Origin of the sequence: Glutamicibacter soli (genome assembly GCF_052322135.1) — a bacterium.
Taxonomy (GTDB): Bacteria; Actinomycetota; Actinomycetes; order Actinomycetales; family Micrococcaceae; genus Glutamicibacter; species Glutamicibacter soli.
Map to the genome: position 1 here is coordinate 3,008,163 of NZ_CM125969.1, position 18,336 is coordinate 3,026,498.

Consider the following 18,336-nt stretch of genomic DNA (forward strand, 5'->3'; position numbering starts at 1 on the left):
CGCCAACGGGACCTATCGGGTCCTGTCGGCTGCCGGGTGCGTCAGGCTACCGTCCGCTGGCCGTGGAGACGAGCCGTCCTCCGCGCTTGCGGGCACCGAGCACCACCGAGGTGCGCAGCTGTACCATCTGCCCCCAGTCGGTCTGCGCGATGAAGCGGTACAAGTCCTGCTGGGAAGGCACCGTCACGTCGACCAGCAATTGCGCGTCCCCGGCGATGGCCGCCAGATAGCGCACCTGCGGCAGCTGGCTCAGGCGCTGGCCCAACTCGTCGATGCGCTCCGGGGAGACCTGCACCCATAGCAGCGCTTCGACCGGAAGTCCCAGCAAGGCAGGCTCCACCAGCGTGCGGATGCTGATGTGCTCCCCGCGCAGCAGCGCCTCCACCCGGCGCGATACCGACGATTCCCCGAGTTTCACCTGGCGGGAGATCGCCTCGATGCTCGCCCTGCCGTCGCGGCGCAGCGCATCGATGATCGTCAGGTCCGTTGCGTCCAGCGCCTCGGTCGGATGCCATTCGGTGCGTTCGCCCCCGACCTCCGGCTCCAGCATCCGCAACTGCGCGGTGCTCAGGTTCCCGGCCCTCCAGCCCCTGATGGTCTTGAAGAATTTCAGGATCGGATACACCTGGATCTGGCTCAGCCCCGGGGTCGCCGGCAGCTGGAGGGTCAGGATGTCTTCCAGTCCCCCGTCGTAGTGCAGTTCGCTGACCACGTCGCTCTGCCCCGTCACCATATAGGTGAAGCTCGTGTCAGCTCGGGCCGACAGTGCCTCGCTGGCCACCGGAACCGTGCCCGGAACGCAGTTCAAGGCCGCGATCACCGCTCCGGCACGATGGCGGATGGCGGCGATGTTCACCTTGCCGTCCTCCAGCAACGCGGCCCCGTGCCGCGCCACCGTGCGTTCTGGCTCGTCCAGGACCTTGGCGATCTTGCGCCAGGTGGCCCGGCCGTCGACCTGGAGGGCCATGACTATGCGTTGCTCGAGTTCGCCCAACTCCTGAAAATCAACCATGACTTCAACTTTCGGGCTAATGCGACCGGGGCGCAACATTCGTCCGTCGGCTGACCGGCAGATGACGAATTCAGTTGCCAATTGCCCTATTGAACGCCATCTGGACCCTCGAAATGCGGGAAATCGTCAGAAACTTGGCAAGAATCCCCATTTCTTGCCATCGATGGGCATGCTCGGTCACCGTTAAAGCTACGAGATCCACCTCACACCGCACCTCGACCTCCCCCGCAAGGAACCACCATGCAAACGCCTTTAGCAGTGGCAGCCGCCGACCCGAGCTCGACGAACATCTGGGCCATCGCCAACACGCCGTTCCTCTGGATCTGTATCCTGGGCGTCTTCGCCGTCATCTTCGTCCAGACAGTGCTCTACGCCAAGGCCGCCACGGCCGCCGCACCGCACATTGAGATGCCGGTCCGCGAGTTGAAGGAGGCGTTCCGCGCTGGCGCGGTGGCCTCCATCGGCCCGTCGCTGGCAGTGGTGCTGGTCGCCATCGCGCTGCTGGCGCTGTTCGGCACCCCGGCGGTGCTGGTGCGCATCGGCCTGATCGGCTCGGCCGCCGCCGAAACCGCCTCGGCCAGCATCGCCGCCGGAACCATGGGCGCCTCGCTGGGCGGGGACAGCTACACCCAGCAGGTCTTCGCCGTCGCGTTCATGACCATGAGCCTATCCGGCGCGATGTGGATGCTTTGCACGCTGATCATGACCCCGCTGCTGAAGAAGGGCGGCAAGTCGCTGGCCAAGCGCAACCCGGCGGTCATGGCCCTGATTCCCACCGCCGCGCTGCTCGGCGCGTTCTCCGCGCTGACCATCGCCGAACTGCCGAAATCCAACGTGCACCTGTTCCTGGTCGGGATTTCAGCCGCCGCTATGGGCCTGTGCCTGTACCTGGCCAAGGCCCTGCACCAGAAATGGCTCAAGGAATGGGCGCTGGGAATCTCTATCGTCATCGCCCTCGTATCCGCCTACTACCTGCACACCGCCTAAGGATTGACCATGAGCGCAACCTCGCTTTCCGCCAATGCCGCAGCCTCCATGGAGCGCTTCGACCGGCAGACCAGCCGCTACGGCTCCATCACCATGGCTCTGGGGTTGATCCTCTCGCTGGCCGGCCCGATCTACATCGCGTTCTTCAGCGGCATGGAAGTGACCGCCAGCATGGTCTGGGTGGCGCTGCTGGCAGTGGCCGCCACCTTCGGGGTGCTGTGGGTGGTCGAGCCGCTGACCTACTTCCCGATCCTCGGTTCCGCCGCCATGTACCAGGCGTTCATGATCGGCAACATTTCCAACAAGCTGCTGCCGGCGGCCATCGTGGCCCAGTCTGCCATTGACGCGAAGCCGGGCACCAAGCGCGGCGACCTTGCCGCGGTGATGGCCATCTGCGGCGCCGCCACCGTGCACCTGACCAGCCTGCTGCTGTTCGTGGGCGTGCTGGGCACCTGGCTGGTGCACAACATCCCCGCCGAGGTCATCGAGGTCGCCCGCCTGTACATCCTGCCTTCGCTGATGGGCGCGGTGCTGGTGCAGTGCATCGTCTCCATGAAGGCGCTGCGCCCGACCATCGTCGCGGTCGTCGCAGCCCTGCTGGTGAACTTCGTGGTGGTCCCGCTGGCCCCGGCCACCGGCGCCTTCGCCACCGCTTTGGTCGTCATCGCCTCCATTGTCTTCTCCTGGGTGCTGCGCAAGCGCACCACCCAGGCTTCCTCCGAGCACTAGCTGCCTTCCGCGAACCAGCCACTACAAGGAACCAGGACCCCGCCATGAGCCACTCCCTCAAACCGACCGCCGACATCCAGGCCGCCGTCCACGCTGACTACCTTCACCTGCACGCAAACCCCGAGTTGTCCATGCAGGAGCACCAGACCGCCGCCTACATCGAATCGAGGCTGGCCGCGCTGGGCATCGAGCACTTCCGCTGCGGCGGCACCGGGGTGGTCGGCGTGCTGCGCAACGGGCCAGGCCCGGTCATCGCCTTCCGCGCCGACTCCGACGGGCTGCCGATCAAGGAAGCCACCGGCGCGGAGTACGCCTCCACCGCGGTAGGCCAGCTGGCTGATGGCACCGAGGTGCCGCTGATGCACGGCTGCGGGCACGACACCCACGTGGCCAGCGCGCTGGGCGCCGCGGCGGTGCTGGCGCAGGGCACCGAAGGCTGGTCGGGCACCGTGGTCTTGGTGTTCCAGCCCGGCGAGGAGACCGGCGCCGGGGCGGCGGCCATGCTGGCCGACGGGCTGTGGGACAAGGCCCCGGTGCCCGAGGTGGTGCTGGGACAGCACGTTTTCCCCTTCGCCGCAGGCACCATCCACTTAACCCCTGAATCTGCCATGGCGCTGGCCGATTCGCTGGAGATCACGCTGCACGGCACCCAGGCCCACGGCTCCCAACCGCAGGACTCGATCGACCCGATCGTGCTCGGTGCGCACATCATCACCCGGCTGCAGACCATTACCTCGCGCGAGCTGGATCCGCGGGACGCCGCGGTGGTCACCTGCGGCTCCTTCCACGCGGGCCTGAAGGAGAACATCATTCCCGACCGGGCGGTGTTCACGCTGAACATCCGCACGCTCACCGAGGCGGTGCGCGAGAAGGTGCTGGCGGCGGTGACCCGCATCGTCACCGCGGAGGCGGCCGCCTCCGCCGCGCCACAGCCCGAGATCACCACGCTGTACCGCTTCCCGCGCCTGTTCAACGACCCGGAGCAGACCGGCAATGTCGCCACCGCGCTGGCCAGCGAGTTCGGCGAGGACCGGGTCAAGCTCGTGGCCCCGCTGATGGGCTCCGAGGACTTCGGCGCGCTGGGAGACGCCATCGGGGTGCCGAACGTGTTCTGGATGTTCGGCGGCGCGGATCCGTCGGACCCGGCGCCGGCTGGCAACCATTCGCCATTCTTCCTGCCCGAGTACCGCGGCGCCTTGGACACCGGCGTACGCGCGGCACTGGCGGGCATCGGGCACTACGTGGGCTGCTAAGGGCGGCTACAGGCTGCTGCGCCCCTCCAGGTAGGCGCGCAGCACCTGCAGCACCCCGTGTTCGGTGTTGGCCGGGGCGGTGAAGTTCGCCGCCTGCGCCACCTGCGGGTGCGCATTGGCCATGGCGAAGGAATAGCGCGCCCGGCCCATCATCTCCAGGTCGTTCGGGTAGTCCCCGAACACCGCGGTCTGCTCGGCGCTGATCTGCAGCGACTCCTGCAGCCGGCCCAGGGCCAGGCCCTTGTGCACGCCCTGGTTCATGGCATCCACCCAATGGCTTCCGGAAACCACGACCTGAAGCGGGACATCCAGCGCCGCGGCCATCTGCGCGACCTTGCCGGTGCCCACGTTCACCGCCATCTTGATGATGTCATCCTGCACCAGGTGCAGGTCCTGGACCACTTCCACCGCGCGGTAGTAGGGGGCGATGGCCCGGGCGAAGGCCGCATCGCAGCGCTCCACGTAGGCGGTGCGCCGTCCGCACAGCACCAGTCCCGCATCCAGCTCCCGCTGGCCGCGCACCGCGTCGACGACCGCCGCCACCGGCTGCGGGTCGATGATGTTCGAATACACCTCGGTCTGCCCGCGCATCACCACGGTGCCGTTCTCCGCGATGATCGGGATCGCGCCCAGCCGGGCGAACTGCTCGCTGAGGGTCGCGTACTGGCGGCCCGAGGCGGGTACGAAATGCACTCCGCGCTCCTGCAGGTCGGCAATGACCTGCCAGGCCTCGTCGGGGATCATCCCTGCCCCGTCCAGGAAGGTGCCGTCCATGTCGACGGCGACGAGCTTGAGGCGGGCGTCGGGGTCAATGGTATGCATCGGTTCCTATTTCGGCGGCGGGTGGCCGCTAGTGGTTCATCGCCCGGTGCGCGGCTCCAAGCACTCCGGCGGCGTTGTTGTACTGCGCCGGCACGATGCGTGCGCGCAGTTTCAGCTGCGGCATGAATTTCTCGTGGTCCGCCGAGACCGCCCCGCCGATCACGATCAGGTCGGGGCTGCACAGGAATTCCACGTGGGCCAGGTAGCGCTGCAGGCGCTGGACGTACTGCTCCCAACTCAGGTTCTCCTCGCGGATCACCCGGGCCGCGGCGCGGGATTCGGCATCCGCCCCGTCGATTTCCAGGTGGCCGAATTCGACGTTGGGGAACAGCAGTCCGTCGCGGAAGAACGCCGAGCCGATGCCGGTGCCCAGGGTCAGCACCAGGGTGCTGCCGGCGCGCGGCCTCCCGTCGAGGCTGCCTGCGCCGGCGAAGACCTCGGCCATGCCGGCGGCGTCCGCGTCGTTCAGCACGCTCACCTCGCGGCCCAGCACGCTGCCGATCAGGGCGACCGCATCCAGCCCGATCCATGCGCTGTCGATGTTCGCTGCGGAGTGCACCACCCCGCCGATCACGATGCCCGGCACCGTGACGCCCACCGGCACGCCGGCCAGGTCGCTGCCTGCCTGCTCCTGCAGGCCGGTCACAATGTCCGCCATCGCCTGGGCGACGGCGTCCGGATGCGCGCCGGCAGGGGTGGGCGCGTGGCTGAAGGTGCTCTCGACGAGTTTTCCTTCGGAGTCCACCATGCCGTACTTGATGGACGAGCCGCCCATATCCAGGCCGATGGCTGCATAGGGCGAGGCGGAAGCTGGCATGAGAACTCCATTCAAAATATTTAGGACTCTTTACAATATCTAGCGCCCGGCCTGCGGTCAATGGTGCGACGTGGCGGCTCACGCGTGGCGGTAGGCGCTCCACAGCTCGGCCAGCGCGCGGCGGCGCGCGGCGGCCAGGGCCCCGTCCAACGCCCCGGTCCCGCCCTGCGGCGAATACTCGATGTCGGGACCTGCCAGCGGCACGATGCCGCGCAGCCGCTCCGCCAGCTTCTCGGTCAGCGCGGCGCTGGCCCCGGGGCCGGTGACCACCAGCGCGTCGGGATCCAGGTAGCCGAGCAGGTTGCCCAGCACCTGCCCCAGCGGCTCAAGCAGCGCCGGCCACATCTGCGGGTCGCTCAGCTTCTCGAACAGGACCCTGGTTCCCACCAATCCCCCGGAGTCCAGGTGCTCCAGCAGGGTGCGTCCCTGCAGCCGCTGGGTTTCCAGCTCGCCGACCAGGCCATGGCGCCCGCGGTACACCCGGCCCTCGATCACCAGCGCGGAGCCGAGACCCGCGCCCAGGTAGAGCAGCAGCATGGAGCCGGCGCGCCGGGAGTATTCGGCCACCGCCATCCAGTTCACGTCGTTGTCCAGCAGCGTGGCAGGCGAATCGAACAGCCCGGCCAGATCGGCGCCGGACGCCGCGAAGATCGGGGTGGGCACCACCCGCGTGGTGCCGTCCTCGCCGTGCAGCACCGGGGCGGCCTGGCTGATGCCCGCGGCCAGCCGCGGCGAGCCGAGCTCGGCCTGCAGCTCGTCGCGCAGCGCCCGGGCGGTGTCCAGCAGCTGCTCTGCGCCGGTGGAGGTCTGCACCGGGCTGATGCGCTCGGCCAGCACGGTGCCGGTCACGTCGCTCGCACGCAGCGCCAGCCGCTCGGCGCTCAGATCCACCCCCAGCACGTGCCCGTAGGCGGTGCGCAGGGCGTAGCGTTCGGGAATGCGACCGCGCTTGCCCTCGGCGCTGGAACGACCCTCGGACACCAGCCCGAACTCCTGCAGGCGCAGGATCGACTGCGACGCGGTGGGCTTGGAGATGCCAAGCCGCGCGGAGATCTCGGTGCGCGTGGCAGGGGCCTGGGCCAGCAGCCCGAACACCCGTTCGTCGGTCAGCGCCGCCAAGGCCCGTGGACCCGCGTTCTCAGCGCTCAACTGGCCACCACCAGCTTCTCGCCCAGGGTTTCGAGCTGCGCGCGGCCAAGCCCGTGCAAGAGCAGGTAGTCGGCGATCGACCCGGTGCGCCGGGCCGCGTCCAGCGCCTTGTCCAGTCCGGCCACGGAGGTGCCGACCAGCAGCGTGCGCATCTGCTCGGTCATCGCCACCCCGTGCTCGCCCATGCGCCGGGTCATGGCCGCCAGCCAGTCCCCGGACAGCGCCGCGGTGGAGGCGGCGTAGTCTTCCATGACCGCGTCCTTGTCCGCGCCCACCGCCATCAGCACCATGGCCACGCCCACGCCGGTGCGGTCCTTGCCGGCGGTGCAGTGCACCAGGGTGGCGCCGGATTCGGCGATGCCCGCGGCCAGCGTGGCCCAGGTGGGGCCGTGCAGCTCGACCAGCGGCTCGTAGATCTCATCCAGCGTGGACAGGTGGCCCACCGCGCCTTCCAGCAGCGGCAGGTGGGTGCGGATGGTGCCGGCGAAGCTGGCAGGGAAACCGGGCAGGTATGCGGTCTCCTGGGTGCTGCGCAGGTCGTAGATGCGCTCGATGCGCTGCTGCGCCACCCAGTCGGCCAGCTGCTGGTCGACCAGATGCGGGGCGGCGGAGCGGAAGAGCACCCCGGCGGCGATGCGCCCGCCCGCGGCGGGCATTCCCCCTGCTTCACGGAGGTTGGAAAGGAACATGCTCACATCCTAGGCTTGAACCAGCAACCCATGCCAACGCAAGGAGCATCATGCGCGCCACCTATCTGCTCGGAGACTACACGGTTGAACTGCGCGAGGTGCCGGATCCGGTGCTGCTGGAGCCGACCGACGCCCTGGTCGACATCACCGCAAGCTGCATCTGCGGCTCGGACCTGCACCACTACCACGGCCCGGCGGTCGCCGCCCGCCCGATCGGCCACGAATTCGTCGGCCGGGTCGCCGAGGTAGGCTCCGCAGTGTCCACTCTCAAGCCCGGCGACTTCGTGATCGCCCCCTTCACCATCAACTGCGGCAGCTGCGAATTCTGCCTGCAGGGGCTGACCACTTCCTGCCTGCGCGCCGGCTCCTGGGGCCGCACCAACTCCCGGGACTCCGCCTGCCAGGCCGAGGCCATCCGTGTCCCGCTGGCCGACGGCACGCTGTTCAAGGTCGACGCCGCCGTCGACGACGCGCTGCTTCCCAGCCTGCTGGCGCTGTCCGACGTCTACGGCACCGGCTACCATGCAGCGCGCAGCGCCGGGGTCCGCGAAGGCGACACCGTGGCGGTCATCGGCGACGGCGCGGTGGGGCTGCTGGCGGTGCTCGCTGCCAGCCAGCTGGGCGCCGAGCGCATCATCCTCATGGGCCGGCACGCGGACCGCACGGATCTGGGCCGCGAGTTCGGGGCCACCGACGTGGTCTCCGAGCGCGGCGAGGAAGGCATCGCCACGGTGCGCGAGATGACCGGCCACGGCGCGGGCAAGGTGCTGGAGGCCGTGGGGCTGCTGCCGGCCTTCGAGCAGGCCATCGGCATCGTGCGCCCGGGCGGGACGATCTCCCGGGTGGGTGTGCCGCAGTACGCCACCGGGCCGGTGGGCCGCGAGTTCTTCGGCCCCAACGTGACCCTGACCGGCGGGGTGGCCCCGGTGCGCAGCTACATCGGCGACCTGCTGCCCGGGGTGCTGGAAGGGCGGGCCAACCCCGGCCGTGTCTTCGACAGCGTGCTGCCGCTGGCCCGGGTGGCCGAGGGCTATGCGGCCATGGAGGCGCGCACCTGCCTGAAGGTCATGCTGCGTGGCTAGCGGATCCCGGCAGGTGCGCGGGGTGGACATGGATTCGCAGACCCGCTGCGCGCACTACCGCCAGCTCATCGACGTCATCGCGCTGCGCCATGCCTGCTGCGATGCCTGGTACCCCTGCCACCTGTGCCACCGGGAGCTGGCCGACCACCCGGCGGTGCCGTGGCCGGCGGCGCGCGGGACCGAACCGGCGGTGCTCTGCGGGGTGTGCGGGCACGAGATGACAGCGGCCGAATACCTGGGCACCGGGTCCTGCCCGGCCTGCCAGGCGTTGTTCAACCCCGGGTGCAAGGCGCACGCCCCGCTGTACTTCGAGCCGCCGCTGCGGCCCTAGAGCCTTCCTGACTCCGGGACCTCCAGCCCCAGCAACGCGTTCTCCGCGACTTCCATGAGCGCCGGGTGGATCCAGTACTGCCCGCGCGCCAGGGTGTGCGCGTCGATGCCCAGGTTCATGGCGGTGATCAGCGGTTGGATCAGGTTCGCCGCCTCGTAGCCGAGCACGTGGGCGCCCAGGATGCGTCCGTCGCGCTTGTCCGCGACGACCTTGAACAAGCCCTGCTCGTCCTCCATGGCCCAGCCGTAGGCGGTGTCCGCGTACTTCTGGGTCTTGGCCGTGGCATGCTCGCCGATTTCGGCGCGGGCCTGGGCCTCGGTCAGCCCGATATGCGCGATTTCCGGGTGGGTGAAGACCGCGGCGGGGATGTCGGCTTCCGAGACTTCGCGCAGGTCCCCGGGGTGCTCCAGGTTGTGGGCGACCACGCGCGCCTGGTGGTTGGCCGCGTGCTTCAGCTGCTGCTCGCTGCTGATATCTCCCAGCGCGTAGAGGCCGGGGACCGGTTCCCCACTGCGCATCACCCGCTGGAACTGGTCCACCTGCAGCCGGCCGTCCGGGTGCAAGTCAAGGCCCGCCGGCGCGGTGAACTCGGTGTTCGGGCGGCGTCCGGTGGCGACCAGCACGGCGTCCGCGGTGAAGGTCCCGGCCTCGGTGCGCACGCTCAGCCCTTGCGGCCCGGCGGCAATTGACCGCGGCTCCGCATGCAGCTTCACGTCCCAGTCAACCTGGGTATTAAAAGCCTCGCAGATTTCCTCGTCCAGGTATTTGAGCAGCTTGTCCCCGCGCACCAGCTGGGTCACCTCGGTGCCCAGCCCGGCGAAGATCGACGCGAATTCGCAGGCGATGAATCCGGCGCCGATCACCAGCAACCGCCGGGGCTGCTCGATGCGCATGATGGTGTCCGAGGTGTGCACCCCGGGAAGGTCGATGCCCTCGATGTCCGGCAGCACCGGGGAGGATCCGGCAGCCAGCACGATCTGCTCCGCGTGGATTTTTTCGCCCTCCTCGGTGAGCAGGGTGTGCTCGTCGAGCAGCTGCACGCGGCCCAGCAGCCGGACGTTGTCCGCCTGCTGGCGGTAGTCCAGCCCGCCGGCGGAGATCGGGTCGATGCGCGCGAAGATGCGGTCGCGGATGGCGGCGAAGTCGGCACGTCCCGGGGGCAGCTGGATCCCGAGCTTCTCGGCTTCCTGCCAGGTGCGCGCCAGCTGGGCGGGCCTGACGAACATCTTGGTGGGGATGCATCCCACGTTCAGGCAGGTGCCGCCGAAGACGCCGGATTCGGCGATCGCGACCTGCTTGCCGTCCCAGAAGGGGGTGAGCAACGAGTTGCCCGAGCCGGAGCCCACGATCGCCAAATCCACGGCCTAGGCCTCCGGCAGGTTGATGATCTGCTGCGGGACGACCAGCACCGGGCGGGTCTGCTTCTGCGCCAGCGCCACCGCGATCGAGCCGTCGATGAACTGGGCCAGCTTGTTGCGGATGCCCGGGCGGCGGGTGCCGATCACGATCATGCGGGCGTCGACCTCCTCGGCCACTGCCATCAGCACCTTGGCGGGATCGCCTGGCACGTTGTGCAGCTCGTAGTCCACGCCGGCCAGGTGCTCGGCGACCAGTTCGGCCAGCTCGGCCGGGAAGTCGGCTTCTGCGGTGCCCAGCACGTTGCTTTCCGGAAGGCGTTCGGTGACGTACCGGCCGGAATCCGCGTAGATCACCTGGACCTTGGCCCTCAGGTCCGCGGCGATCGACGCGGCGGTGGTCAGGACGGATGGGGCTTGGCCGGGTTCGATGCCGACTACAACAGTGCTCATTGGCGCTCCTTCGTTCTGACTACCAAATTACCCTGTTCCCCGCCATCAGGCATCTTTGCGCGCCGCGCAGGCGATGGCGCGGGCGGTGGCAGAAAGGGCCAGCAGGCGCACCGTGTCCACGTCCGCGTCCACCCGTCCGGTGGCGGCGGCGATGAACGCGTCCCCGTCCAGCCTGGTGTGCGGCGGCTGCAGGGCGCGGGCCAGGCCGTCATGGGCGCCCTGGGCGATCAGGTGGCAGCCGGTTTTGTCCAGCTTCGCATTGGTGAACACCACCCCGATGGTGGTGTTGGTGCGCGGGGGCTGCGCCCCGCCGCTGCGGGCCGCCGCGGCCAGCGCCTCGAACACCGCTACGGAGTCCAGGGACGGCTCCTCGCCCGGAGCCAGCACGTCGCCGAAGGCGTTGACCGCGCACAGCGCGCCGACGACCAGCTCGCCGAGGCGCTGCTCCGCGTAGACCAGCCCGCCCGGGTAGGAGTCCTCCCGGCGCCAGCGTCCGGCGCGGGCCCCGGTGCCGGCGCCCAGCGCCCCGACGGCGACCCTCCCGGCGGATTCGGGCGCGGCGGCGGCCGCGGCGGCCAGGTAGCCGGACTCGGCATCCGGCCGCGCGGTGCCCTCGGCCAGGTCGAACAGGCCCAAGGTGGGCACAATGGGCACCCGCCCGGCGGGGGTCTGCACCCCGCGCCCCTGTTCCTGCAGGAAGCGCATGACCCCGTCCGCGCTGGCCAGCCCGAAGGCCGACCCGCCGGTGAGCAGCGCCGCGTCGACCTGCTGCACGGTCATCAGCGGGCCCAGCACATCCAGCTCGCGGGAGGCAGGGGCCCCGCCGCGCACCTCCACGGAGGCGACGGTGCCTTGGTCGAACAACACGACCGTGCACCCGGTGCCCTCGGTGCTCCAGTGCCCGATCGACACCCCGGGGACGGTGACCTCCAGGTCGCCTGGGGCCGGCACGCCTACAGGTCCCCCAGCTCGATGGCCGTGTCTTCCAGCCGCGCCGGATCGATCTGCCGGCCCACCAGCCCGCGCAGCGTGTCGTTCACATCCCAGATGTTCACGTTCGCGGCGGCGGTGATCCGGCCTTCGCGCAGCCAGAAGATGATGAACTCGTTCTCGGAGCCGCGCAGCACGGTCTCGTCCCCCGGCGCGGCGTCCCCGACGTACTCCATGCCCAGGTCGTACTGGTCGGTGAAGAAGTAGGGCAGCCAGTCGTAGGCCTGGTCGGCCCCGGTGAGCGTGGCGGCCGCGAGCTTGCCTTGGCGGATCGCGTTGTCCCAGTGCTCCACCTGCAGCTGGCGGCGCAGCCGGGTATTGAACGCCTGGGCGACGTCCCCGATGGCCAGGATCTTCGAGTCGCTGCTGCGCAGCGAGGCGTCCACCACCACGCCGCGGTCGACGTCCAGCCCCGCGGTTTCGGCCAGCTCCACGTTGGGCACCGCGCCGATGGCCAGCAGCACCACGTCGGCGCGGCTGCTGCCGATGTCGGAGATGACCTGCAGGTGCCCGTCGGCCAGCTCGATGCCTTGCACCCGGGTGCCGGTGCGCACATCCACGCCGTGGCCCTGGTGCAGCTCCAGCAGGTGGTGGCCGAAGCGTTCGCCGAAGACCTTGGCCAGCGGCACCTCGTCCGGGGAGTAGACGGTCACCCGCGCCCCGAGCGAGCGGGCGCTGGCGGCGACTTCCATGCCGATCCAGCCCGAGCCGACCACCGCGACCTGCTTGCCCTGGGTGATCTCGGTTTTCAGCGCGTCCGCGTCCGCCAGGCTGCGCAGCGTATGCACCCCGGGCAGGTCGTGCCCGGCCATCGGCTCCTCCCCGCCCAGCCGCGAGCGCGCGCCGGTGGCCAGCACCAGCGCGTCGTAGTCCAAGGTGGTGCCGTCGGCCAGCACCACGTGCTGGTGCTTGCGGTCGATGCTGATGGCGTGCGTGTCAAGGCGCAGATCCACATGGTTTTCCGCGTACCAGGCGGCGGTATTCACGGTGAAGTCCTCCACCGTGTCGCTGCCCTGCAGGTAGCCCTTGGACAGCGGCGGGCGTTCGTAGGGCAGCGAGGCTTCGTCCCCGATCAGCCGCAGCACCCCGTCGTACCCGCGGGAGCGCAGCTCGGAGACCAGGGTGGCCGCGGCCAGCCCCGCGCCAATGACAACAATCGTTTCCGGATTCATCGATCGCCTTTCACGCGTAGGTGTCCTTCGATCCTCACATGTCGGCGCACCGCTGGCAATCACTGCGGCCGGCTCCCAGCGAAGCTCCGGTGCTCAGCGCGCCGGAAGCGACCGGATGGTGCCGGCGGCGGTGTCCACCTCGAACTCCTGGCTCCAGCTTCCTGAGCCGCCGCGGACCTCGAAGCCCACTCTGGCGCGGCCGGCGCGCAGGTCCTCGGCGGTCACGGTGTAAGTGGGGGTGAAGAACAGCCGCTGGCCGCCGGCCGGTACGCTGGCGGGCCCGAATCCTGTGCCGGGGGCACGGTCGTAGTTCCCGAGCAGTTCCACCTCCAGAGCCCGCTCGGAGGAATTGACGAACCGCCCGGTGAATGCCAGCATGTCCCCGGCGCGCAACCCCGGCAGCACCGGGCCATAGTTGGTCAGTTGCGCTTCGCGGGATCCCAGGACCTGCACTCCGTCCTGGTACCCCTGGCCGATTTCCTTCCAGGTGTGCCCTGCCCAGTCCCCCGCCGTGGCGCTGATGACGTGCTCCTCGCCGATGCTGGTCCAGCGCTCGGGCCGTGCCGGGGTGATGGAGCGCAGCACCATGGTGAACTCGCTGCCCGGATCCTCCCGGTACCGCGCGGCGGCCTCGGCGAGCGCGGTCGGGGCAAGACTCCCGGGTTCGAGCTTGGTGAAGACGATGTCCTGGTAGCCGTCGCGTTCGAACAGCACCCCCAGCGAGCCGTCGGCCAGCAGCGCGGCGGTGGAGTAGGCGCTGCTGCCGGGGCAGATCGACTGGACCGGGCTCCAGTGGTCTCCGTTGTCGAAGGACACACTCAACACCGTGTTGCGGCGCAGGGCCGCGTCGCGGTTGTTCGTCAGCAGCAGCAGCTGCCCTCCGTCGGAGGGAAGGGCGCAGATGCTTCCGTTGTCCCCGGGATCCGGCAGGTCAGTCACGGGCGCAAGCTCGCCGTAGCGGTGCCCGCCGTCGGTGGACACCGCTTGGAGCCGCTGGTCCGGAGCCCGGGAATTCATCAGCACCCGCCCGTCGGGCAGCTGGACCGCTTTGTTCTCGTTCGCTTCGGCGCTTGTAAGCTCGCCGAGCCGCCAGCTCTCGCCGTGGTCGTCGGAGTAGGCCGAGGCGGCGCGGATCCGCCCGTGGTACAGCACCACCATCTGCTGCAGCAGGCGTCCGGCGTGCCGGCCGGTGCGCAGCTGGATCCCCGCGCCGGCGGCGGCGAAGATGCCGGTGATGCCCGGCCGCTTCAGCTGCGCGGTCAGTCGGCGATGCGACCAGGTCCTCCCGTCGTCGTCCGAGTAGGAGAGGTCCACGTGCTGCACCTCGTCCACGGGCTGCGCCCCTTCGGCGGATTCGAAGAATCCCGCGCGGGTGCCGGCGGCGTGGAAGCAGAAAATTCGCGAGGTGTCGGCGTCAACCAGCAGGCTGGGATCACCGAAGCCTTCAAGGCCGGAACCGGTGCGGATCACCTGCTGGTTTTCCCAGGTTTGTCCGTGATCGGTGCTGCGTCGCAGCAGCAGGTCGATGGTGTTGGGCAGGTCGTCCAGGTTGGGGCGGCCGTCATAGGCGGCCAATACGGTGCCGGCGGTCGTGACCGCCAAAGCTGGAATGCGGTACTGGCGGTAACCGTGGTGGCCTCGGCGTGCGAGCGTCTGGAAGCTCAGGTTTTCTGCGGCGGTCATGGGATCAAGTATTCCCGATTCTGGAGCTTTCGTTGTTTCCGCGCCAGACCATGCCGATGGTTATCCGATGGCCTTGATCGGCTGGACCAGCGAGCGTGGGCCAACCCCTTTATCTGTCGGTGCACTGGGGCTACAGTGCTAAGTACCCGAGCGAGGAGTGCGTCATGATTACCCCAGAAAGCCAACCCACCGCGGAAGTTCCCGGCCGCTACGTCCTGATTTTCGATTCGCCGACAACTGCCCATTCATCCACCCTTGGTATTGCAGCCCTTGAAGACAAGGTGCCCAACTTGCTGTCGGCCGCCGGCTACGAGACAACGGAATATTTTCCGCGTCTGGGCATCGCCGTAGTGGATTCTCCCCCGGAGCAATTGGATGATTTTTCAGCCCGAGTGGCAGGCGAGCACATGCCTGCCCGCGTGGTCCCGGAGCGGATCTACCGGATCCTCGCTGAAGCCGATGACGAACCCACGAGTTATGCGGACAACGACGAGTTCACCTGGGGGCTGCAAGCGGTCCAGGCCGCGAATTCGCAGTACACCGGCGCCGGCATCAAGGTTGCGGTGCTGGATACCGGCTTCGACACCCAGCACCCCGATTTCGCCGGGCGCAGCGTCACCACCAAGTCCTTCGCGGCCGGCGAGGACGCCGCGGACGGCCACGGCCATGGTACCCACTGCATCGGCACCGCTTGCGGGCCGCGCGCAGTCGAAGGCGGCCGCGGCTACGGGGTCGCCTCCGGCGCGGAAATCTTCGCTGGCAAGGTGCTGGGTTCCAATGGGTCCGGCACCGACTCGATGATCCTGGCCGGCATCGACTGGGCGTTGCAGAATGAATGCCACGTCATTTCCATGTCCCTCGGCGCGGACGTGCGCGAGGTGCATCCGCCTTATGTCACCGCCGGGCGCCGCGCGCTGGAACAGGGAACCCTGATCATCGCCGCGGCGGGCAACAACGCGAAACGCGCTTCCAACGATCCCGGATTCGTGGGTGCGCCGGCGAACAGCCCGTACATCATGGCGGTCGGCGCGCTGGACTCCGGCCTGCAGATCGCGCCGTTCTCCGCGAGGACACTTCCGGGCCGCGGCGGACAGGTGGACATTTCCGGTCCCGGCGTCAAGGTCTATTCCTCGTGGCCGGGCGCGCAGCGCTACAACACGATCAGCGGCACGTCGATGGCCACCCCGCACGTGGCCGGCGTGGCCGCGCTGCTGGCCGAGGCGACCGGGTACCGCGCCCGCGAGCTGTGGGCCGAGCTGGTGCAGCAGGCCCGGCGTTTGGAGCAGTTCTCCGTTGACGTGGGAGCGGGCCTGACCAGGTCGCCGGAACCGGCGCAGGAGAAGGCCTAGCATCATGGCTTCCCAGCGCACGTTCATCGTGACGATTTCCGAGACCTACACCAGCAACATGCCCGCCGCGGTGACCCAGCTGGAGTCCCATGGGCTGCAAGTCCACCAGGTACTGGGCATGCTGGGGCAGGTGATCGGCCAGGCTGCGGATGAACGGGTTAAGGAGCTCAAGGGACTTGACTGCGTGCAGTCGGTTGATTCCGAACAGCAGTACAAGGCGCTCTAGGCACGGGGCAGGGCCGGCGGCGAAGCAACCGCTGGCACTGGCAGGCTGACTGGGATACGCGATGGCCCGCGGCAGGATCATGTCGCGGACCGTTGCGTTGCGATGTCTACCGGAAGTCCAGCAGCACCTTGCCGGAGACGGAAGCATCCTTGGCAGTTTCGAAGGCGGCCAAGGCCTCGGACGCGGGGAACTCATGGGTGACCGCGGCGCCGATCTGCAGCGATCCATCGGCCAGCGCCTGCAGCACCTCGTCGATTTCATCGTTGAAACGGAAGGATCCGACCAATTCCAGTTCCCGGGTGATGGCCAGCGAAATGAGCGCCGGCTGCTCGCCGGAAGGCAGCAGCCCCACCATGACCACTCGCCCGCCGCGGACCGCGCCGCGCACGGCCGAGGCCAGCCCGCGGTAGTTCCCGGTCGCTTCGATGACCACGTCCGCGTGGATGCCGGCGATGTCCCCGGCTTCCGGGGCACGCAGAGTGCGGGTCGCGCCAAGCTCGGCGGCGACGTGCAGCGGCGCATCGTACATGTCCACCGCGATGATGTCCCCCGCGCCGGCGCGCTTGAGCACGGCGACGGCCAGCGCGCCGATGGGGCCTGCCCCGATCACCAGGACGCGTTTACCGGCCACCTCCCCTGCCCGGGAGACTGCATGCCAGGCCACCGCGGCCGGCTCGGCCAGTGCAGCGTCGCGCAGGGACAGCCCGGCGGGAAGTTCGCGCAGCATGCGCGCGGGCAGGTTCACTTCGGTGGCGAAAGCTCCCTCGGTGTGCGGGAAGCGGGCGGCCGAACCCAGGTAGGTGCACCCCGGGGACAGGTTAGGGCGGCCCTCCGGATAGGGTTCCCCGGTGCCCGCAGGGGTCGCTGGATGGACTGCTACCTGGGCACCGGCCTGCGGACCGGTGCCGTCGGCGGCGGCCTGCACCACGGTGCCGACGATTTCATGCCCGAGCACCATGGGCGCCTTCAGGATGGATTCGCCGGCGGCGCCGTGGCTCCAGTAGTGCAGGTCCGAGCCGCAGATGCCGCCGTAGGCAATGGCGACGCGCGCCTGGTCCGCGGTGGGAGCGGGCAGGTGGATCTGCTCCACCCGGAGGTCTCCGGCGGCGTGGGCCACCACTGCCAAGGTTTGTTCGTTCAGGTTAGACGACAACGCTCATGCCTCCATCGATGAAAATAGTTTGCCCGTTGACGTAGTTGGATCCCTCGGACGCCAACCAGACCGCCGGCCCGGCCAAGTCCGCGACCGTGCCCCAGCGCCCGGCGGGGGTGCGGCCCAGGATCCAGGAGTTGAATTGCTCGTCGTCCACCAGGTTCTGCGTCATTTCGGTATGAATGTAGCCCGGGGCGATGCCGTTGATCTGCAGCCCGGAGCCGGCCCATTCAGCGGTCATAGCGCGGGTGAGGTTGCGCAGTCCGCCCTTGGCCGCGGTGTAGGCGGCAATCGTCGGTCGCGCCAAATCGGTCTGGACGGAGCAGATATTGATGATTTTCCCGGCGCCTCGCTGCACCATGCCGCGGGCAACGGCCCGGCCGACCAGGAAGGCGCTGGTGAGGTTGGTGTCGATGACTCGTTGCCAGTCCGCGACCTCGAGCTCAAGCAAGGGGACGCGGTGCTGGATTCCGGCGTTGTTCACCAGGATGTCCAGAGTGCCGATGCCTTTCTCAATGTCCTCGATATTGGCACTGACCGACTCGTCATCCGTCACGTCGAAGCAAGCAGAGTGGATACGCTCTCGCCCATAGAGCTCGGTGAATTCGGCGACCGTGGTTGCCAGCCGGTCGGCGTCGCGGCCATGCAGGACGATGTCGGCACCCGCGTCTGCCAAGGCCCGGGCCAGTTCCCTGCCGATACCCCGTGATGATCCGGTGACCAAGGCCAGTTTGCCCGTGAGGTCGAATAGATTGCTCATGCTTGCCCGCTTCCCTGTTCTGACGGCAGCAAGCTGCCATCATATGTCAGATGTCGTCGGCGGACGCTCCCGCCGACCAGCAAGCAGCTGCGTCACAGAGGGCCTCGTCGCCACGCCCAATATAACAGACTTAACAAGCTAAACGCGATAATAAATATGTTTTTAAAGATCCGATCTCGCCATCTTTGCTACGTTGCACCCGCCCAGGGGCAACCCTCCAGAAGCAACGGCGCACGAAAGGTGCAACCAGCAAGGCGCGCCCCTCCGCGCGTGAGGTGAATCCAGGTGTATTTCAGCGGAATATCACGTCGGGAAAAATGCGAA

The 18,336-nt window shown here is 68.7% G+C and carries 19 protein-coding genes; 7 read left to right on the plus strand and 12 right to left on the minus strand.

Features of this window, described 5'->3' with window-relative positions:
• Positions 1 to 46 precede the first annotated feature (46 nt).
• A complete protein-coding gene (locus tag ACTX90_RS14235) occupies positions 47 to 1,012 on the minus strand; it encodes an Lrp/AsnC family transcriptional regulator (RefSeq protein ID WP_047120016.1) in 966 nt (321 codons plus the stop codon).
• A gap of 240 nt (positions 1,013 to 1,252) precedes the next feature.
• Here ACTX90_RS14235 and ACTX90_RS14240 point away from each other — a divergent pair, with 240 nt between their 5' ends.
• The 3 genes from ACTX90_RS14240 to ACTX90_RS14250 are packed head-to-tail and all read left to right on the plus strand — an operon-like array spanning position 1,253 to position 3,981.
• Complete coding sequence (locus ACTX90_RS14240; RefSeq protein WP_443442279.1) at positions 1,253 to 1,999, plus strand: DUF5058 family protein; 747 nt, start codon at positions 1,253 to 1,255, stop codon at positions 1,997 to 1,999.
• Positions 2,000 to 2,008: 9 nt separating this feature from the next.
• Entirely contained in the window at positions 2,009 to 2,728 is a 720-nt protein-coding gene (locus tag ACTX90_RS14245) for a hypothetical protein (RefSeq protein ID WP_120990881.1), read from the plus strand.
• A gap of 44 nt (positions 2,729 to 2,772) precedes the next feature.
• The gene (locus tag ACTX90_RS14250) at positions 2,773 to 3,981 is read left to right on the plus strand and encodes an amidohydrolase (RefSeq protein ID WP_047120019.1); all 1,209 of its coding nucleotides are present in this window, start codon (positions 2,773 to 2,775) and stop codon (positions 3,979 to 3,981) included.
• Between the two features lie 6 nt (positions 3,982 to 3,987).
• Here the strand turns inward: ACTX90_RS14250 and ACTX90_RS14255 are convergent, their stop codons facing one another.
• The 4 genes from ACTX90_RS14255 to ACTX90_RS14270 form a co-directional block, all read right to left on the minus strand.
• On the minus strand, positions 3,988 to 4,803 hold the full coding sequence (locus ACTX90_RS14255; protein ID WP_443442280.1) for an HAD family hydrolase: 816 nt from the start codon (positions 4,801 to 4,803) through the stop codon (positions 3,988 to 3,990).
• A gap of 28 nt (positions 4,804 to 4,831) precedes the next feature.
• Positions 4,832 to 5,620, minus strand: coding sequence for a polyphosphate--glucose phosphotransferase (gene ppgK, locus ACTX90_RS14260; protein ID WP_443442281.1), 789 nt, complete (start codon positions 5,618 to 5,620; stop codon positions 4,832 to 4,834).
• Positions 5,621 to 5,698: 78 nt separating this feature from the next.
• Positions 5,699 to 6,769, minus strand: coding sequence for an ROK family transcriptional regulator (locus ACTX90_RS14265; protein ID WP_082123975.1), 1,071 nt, complete (start codon positions 6,767 to 6,769; stop codon positions 5,699 to 5,701).
• The gene (locus tag ACTX90_RS14270; protein WP_047120023.1) at positions 6,766 to 7,458 is read right to left on the minus strand and encodes a tyrosine-protein phosphatase; all 693 of its coding nucleotides are present in this window, start codon (positions 7,456 to 7,458) and stop codon (positions 6,766 to 6,768) included. The genes ACTX90_RS14265 and ACTX90_RS14270 overlap by 4 nt, the downstream gene beginning before the upstream one ends.
• 50 nt (positions 7,459 to 7,508) lie before the next feature.
• On the opposite strand from ACTX90_RS14270, the gene ACTX90_RS14275 reads away from it, so the two are divergent.
• Together ACTX90_RS14275 and ACTX90_RS14280 are read left to right on the plus strand one after the other, a co-directional pair.
• On the plus strand, positions 7,509 to 8,540 hold the full coding sequence (locus ACTX90_RS14275) for an alcohol dehydrogenase catalytic domain-containing protein (protein ID WP_443442282.1): 1,032 nt from the start codon (positions 7,509 to 7,511) through the stop codon (positions 8,538 to 8,540).
• Positions 8,533 to 8,871: a CHY zinc finger protein gene (locus ACTX90_RS14280; RefSeq protein ID WP_342352849.1), complete on the plus strand. Its 339-nt coding sequence runs from the start codon at positions 8,533 to 8,535 to the stop codon at positions 8,869 to 8,871. Before ACTX90_RS14275 ends, ACTX90_RS14280 begins: the two co-directional genes overlap by 8 nt.
• On the opposite strand, the gene ACTX90_RS14285 is transcribed toward ACTX90_RS14280, so the two are convergent.
• From ACTX90_RS14285 to ACTX90_RS14305, 5 genes are all read right to left on the minus strand, one after another.
• Entirely contained in the window at positions 8,868 to 10,232 is a 1,365-nt protein-coding gene (locus ACTX90_RS14285; protein WP_443442283.1) for a mycothione reductase, read from the minus strand. The genes ACTX90_RS14280 and ACTX90_RS14285 overlap by 4 nt on opposite strands.
• Before the next feature lie 3 nt (positions 10,233 to 10,235).
• Positions 10,236 to 10,679, minus strand: coding sequence for a universal stress protein (locus ACTX90_RS14290; protein WP_053798736.1), 444 nt, complete (start codon positions 10,677 to 10,679; stop codon positions 10,236 to 10,238).
• 45 nt (positions 10,680 to 10,724) lie between these two features.
• A complete protein-coding gene (locus ACTX90_RS14295) occupies positions 10,725 to 11,630 on the minus strand; it encodes a P1 family peptidase (RefSeq protein WP_443442284.1) in 906 nt (301 codons plus the stop codon).
• 2 nt (positions 11,631 to 11,632) lie between these two features.
• Positions 11,633 to 12,841, minus strand: a complete 1,209-nt coding sequence (locus tag ACTX90_RS14300) for an NAD(P)/FAD-dependent oxidoreductase (protein ID WP_424572818.1) — start codon at positions 12,839 to 12,841, stop codon at positions 11,633 to 11,635.
• Positions 12,842 to 12,934: 93 nt separating this feature from the next.
• Positions 12,935 to 14,524, minus strand: a complete 1,590-nt coding sequence (locus ACTX90_RS14305; RefSeq protein WP_047120028.1) for a sialidase family protein — start codon at positions 14,522 to 14,524, stop codon at positions 12,935 to 12,937.
• 164 nt (positions 14,525 to 14,688) lie between these two features.
• On the opposite strand from ACTX90_RS14305, the gene ACTX90_RS14310 reads away from it, so the two are divergent.
• Positions 14,689 to 15,873 carry a S8 family serine peptidase gene (locus ACTX90_RS14310; protein WP_047120029.1) on the plus strand — a complete coding sequence of 395 codons (1,185 nt, stop codon included), beginning with the start codon at positions 14,689 to 14,691 and terminating at the stop codon, positions 15,871 to 15,873.
• Positions 15,874 to 15,877: 4 nt separating this feature from the next.
• Positions 15,878 to 16,099 carry a hypothetical protein gene (locus ACTX90_RS14315; protein ID WP_443442285.1) on the plus strand — a complete coding sequence of 74 codons (222 nt, stop codon included), beginning with the start codon at positions 15,878 to 15,880 and terminating at the stop codon, positions 16,097 to 16,099.
• A 106-nt stretch (positions 16,100 to 16,205) separates the two neighbouring features.
• On the opposite strand, the gene ACTX90_RS14320 is transcribed toward ACTX90_RS14315, so the two are convergent.
• Both ACTX90_RS14320 and ACTX90_RS14325 read right to left on the minus strand, forming a co-directional pair.
• Positions 16,206 to 17,252, minus strand: coding sequence for an L-idonate 5-dehydrogenase (locus tag ACTX90_RS14320; protein WP_047120031.1), 1,047 nt, complete (start codon positions 17,250 to 17,252; stop codon positions 16,206 to 16,208).
• Positions 17,242 to 18,012, minus strand: a complete 771-nt coding sequence (locus tag ACTX90_RS14325) for an SDR family oxidoreductase (RefSeq protein WP_047120032.1) — start codon at positions 18,010 to 18,012, stop codon at positions 17,242 to 17,244. Before ACTX90_RS14325 ends, ACTX90_RS14320 begins: the two co-directional genes overlap by 11 nt.
• Positions 18,013 to 18,336: the final 324 nt, after the last annotated feature.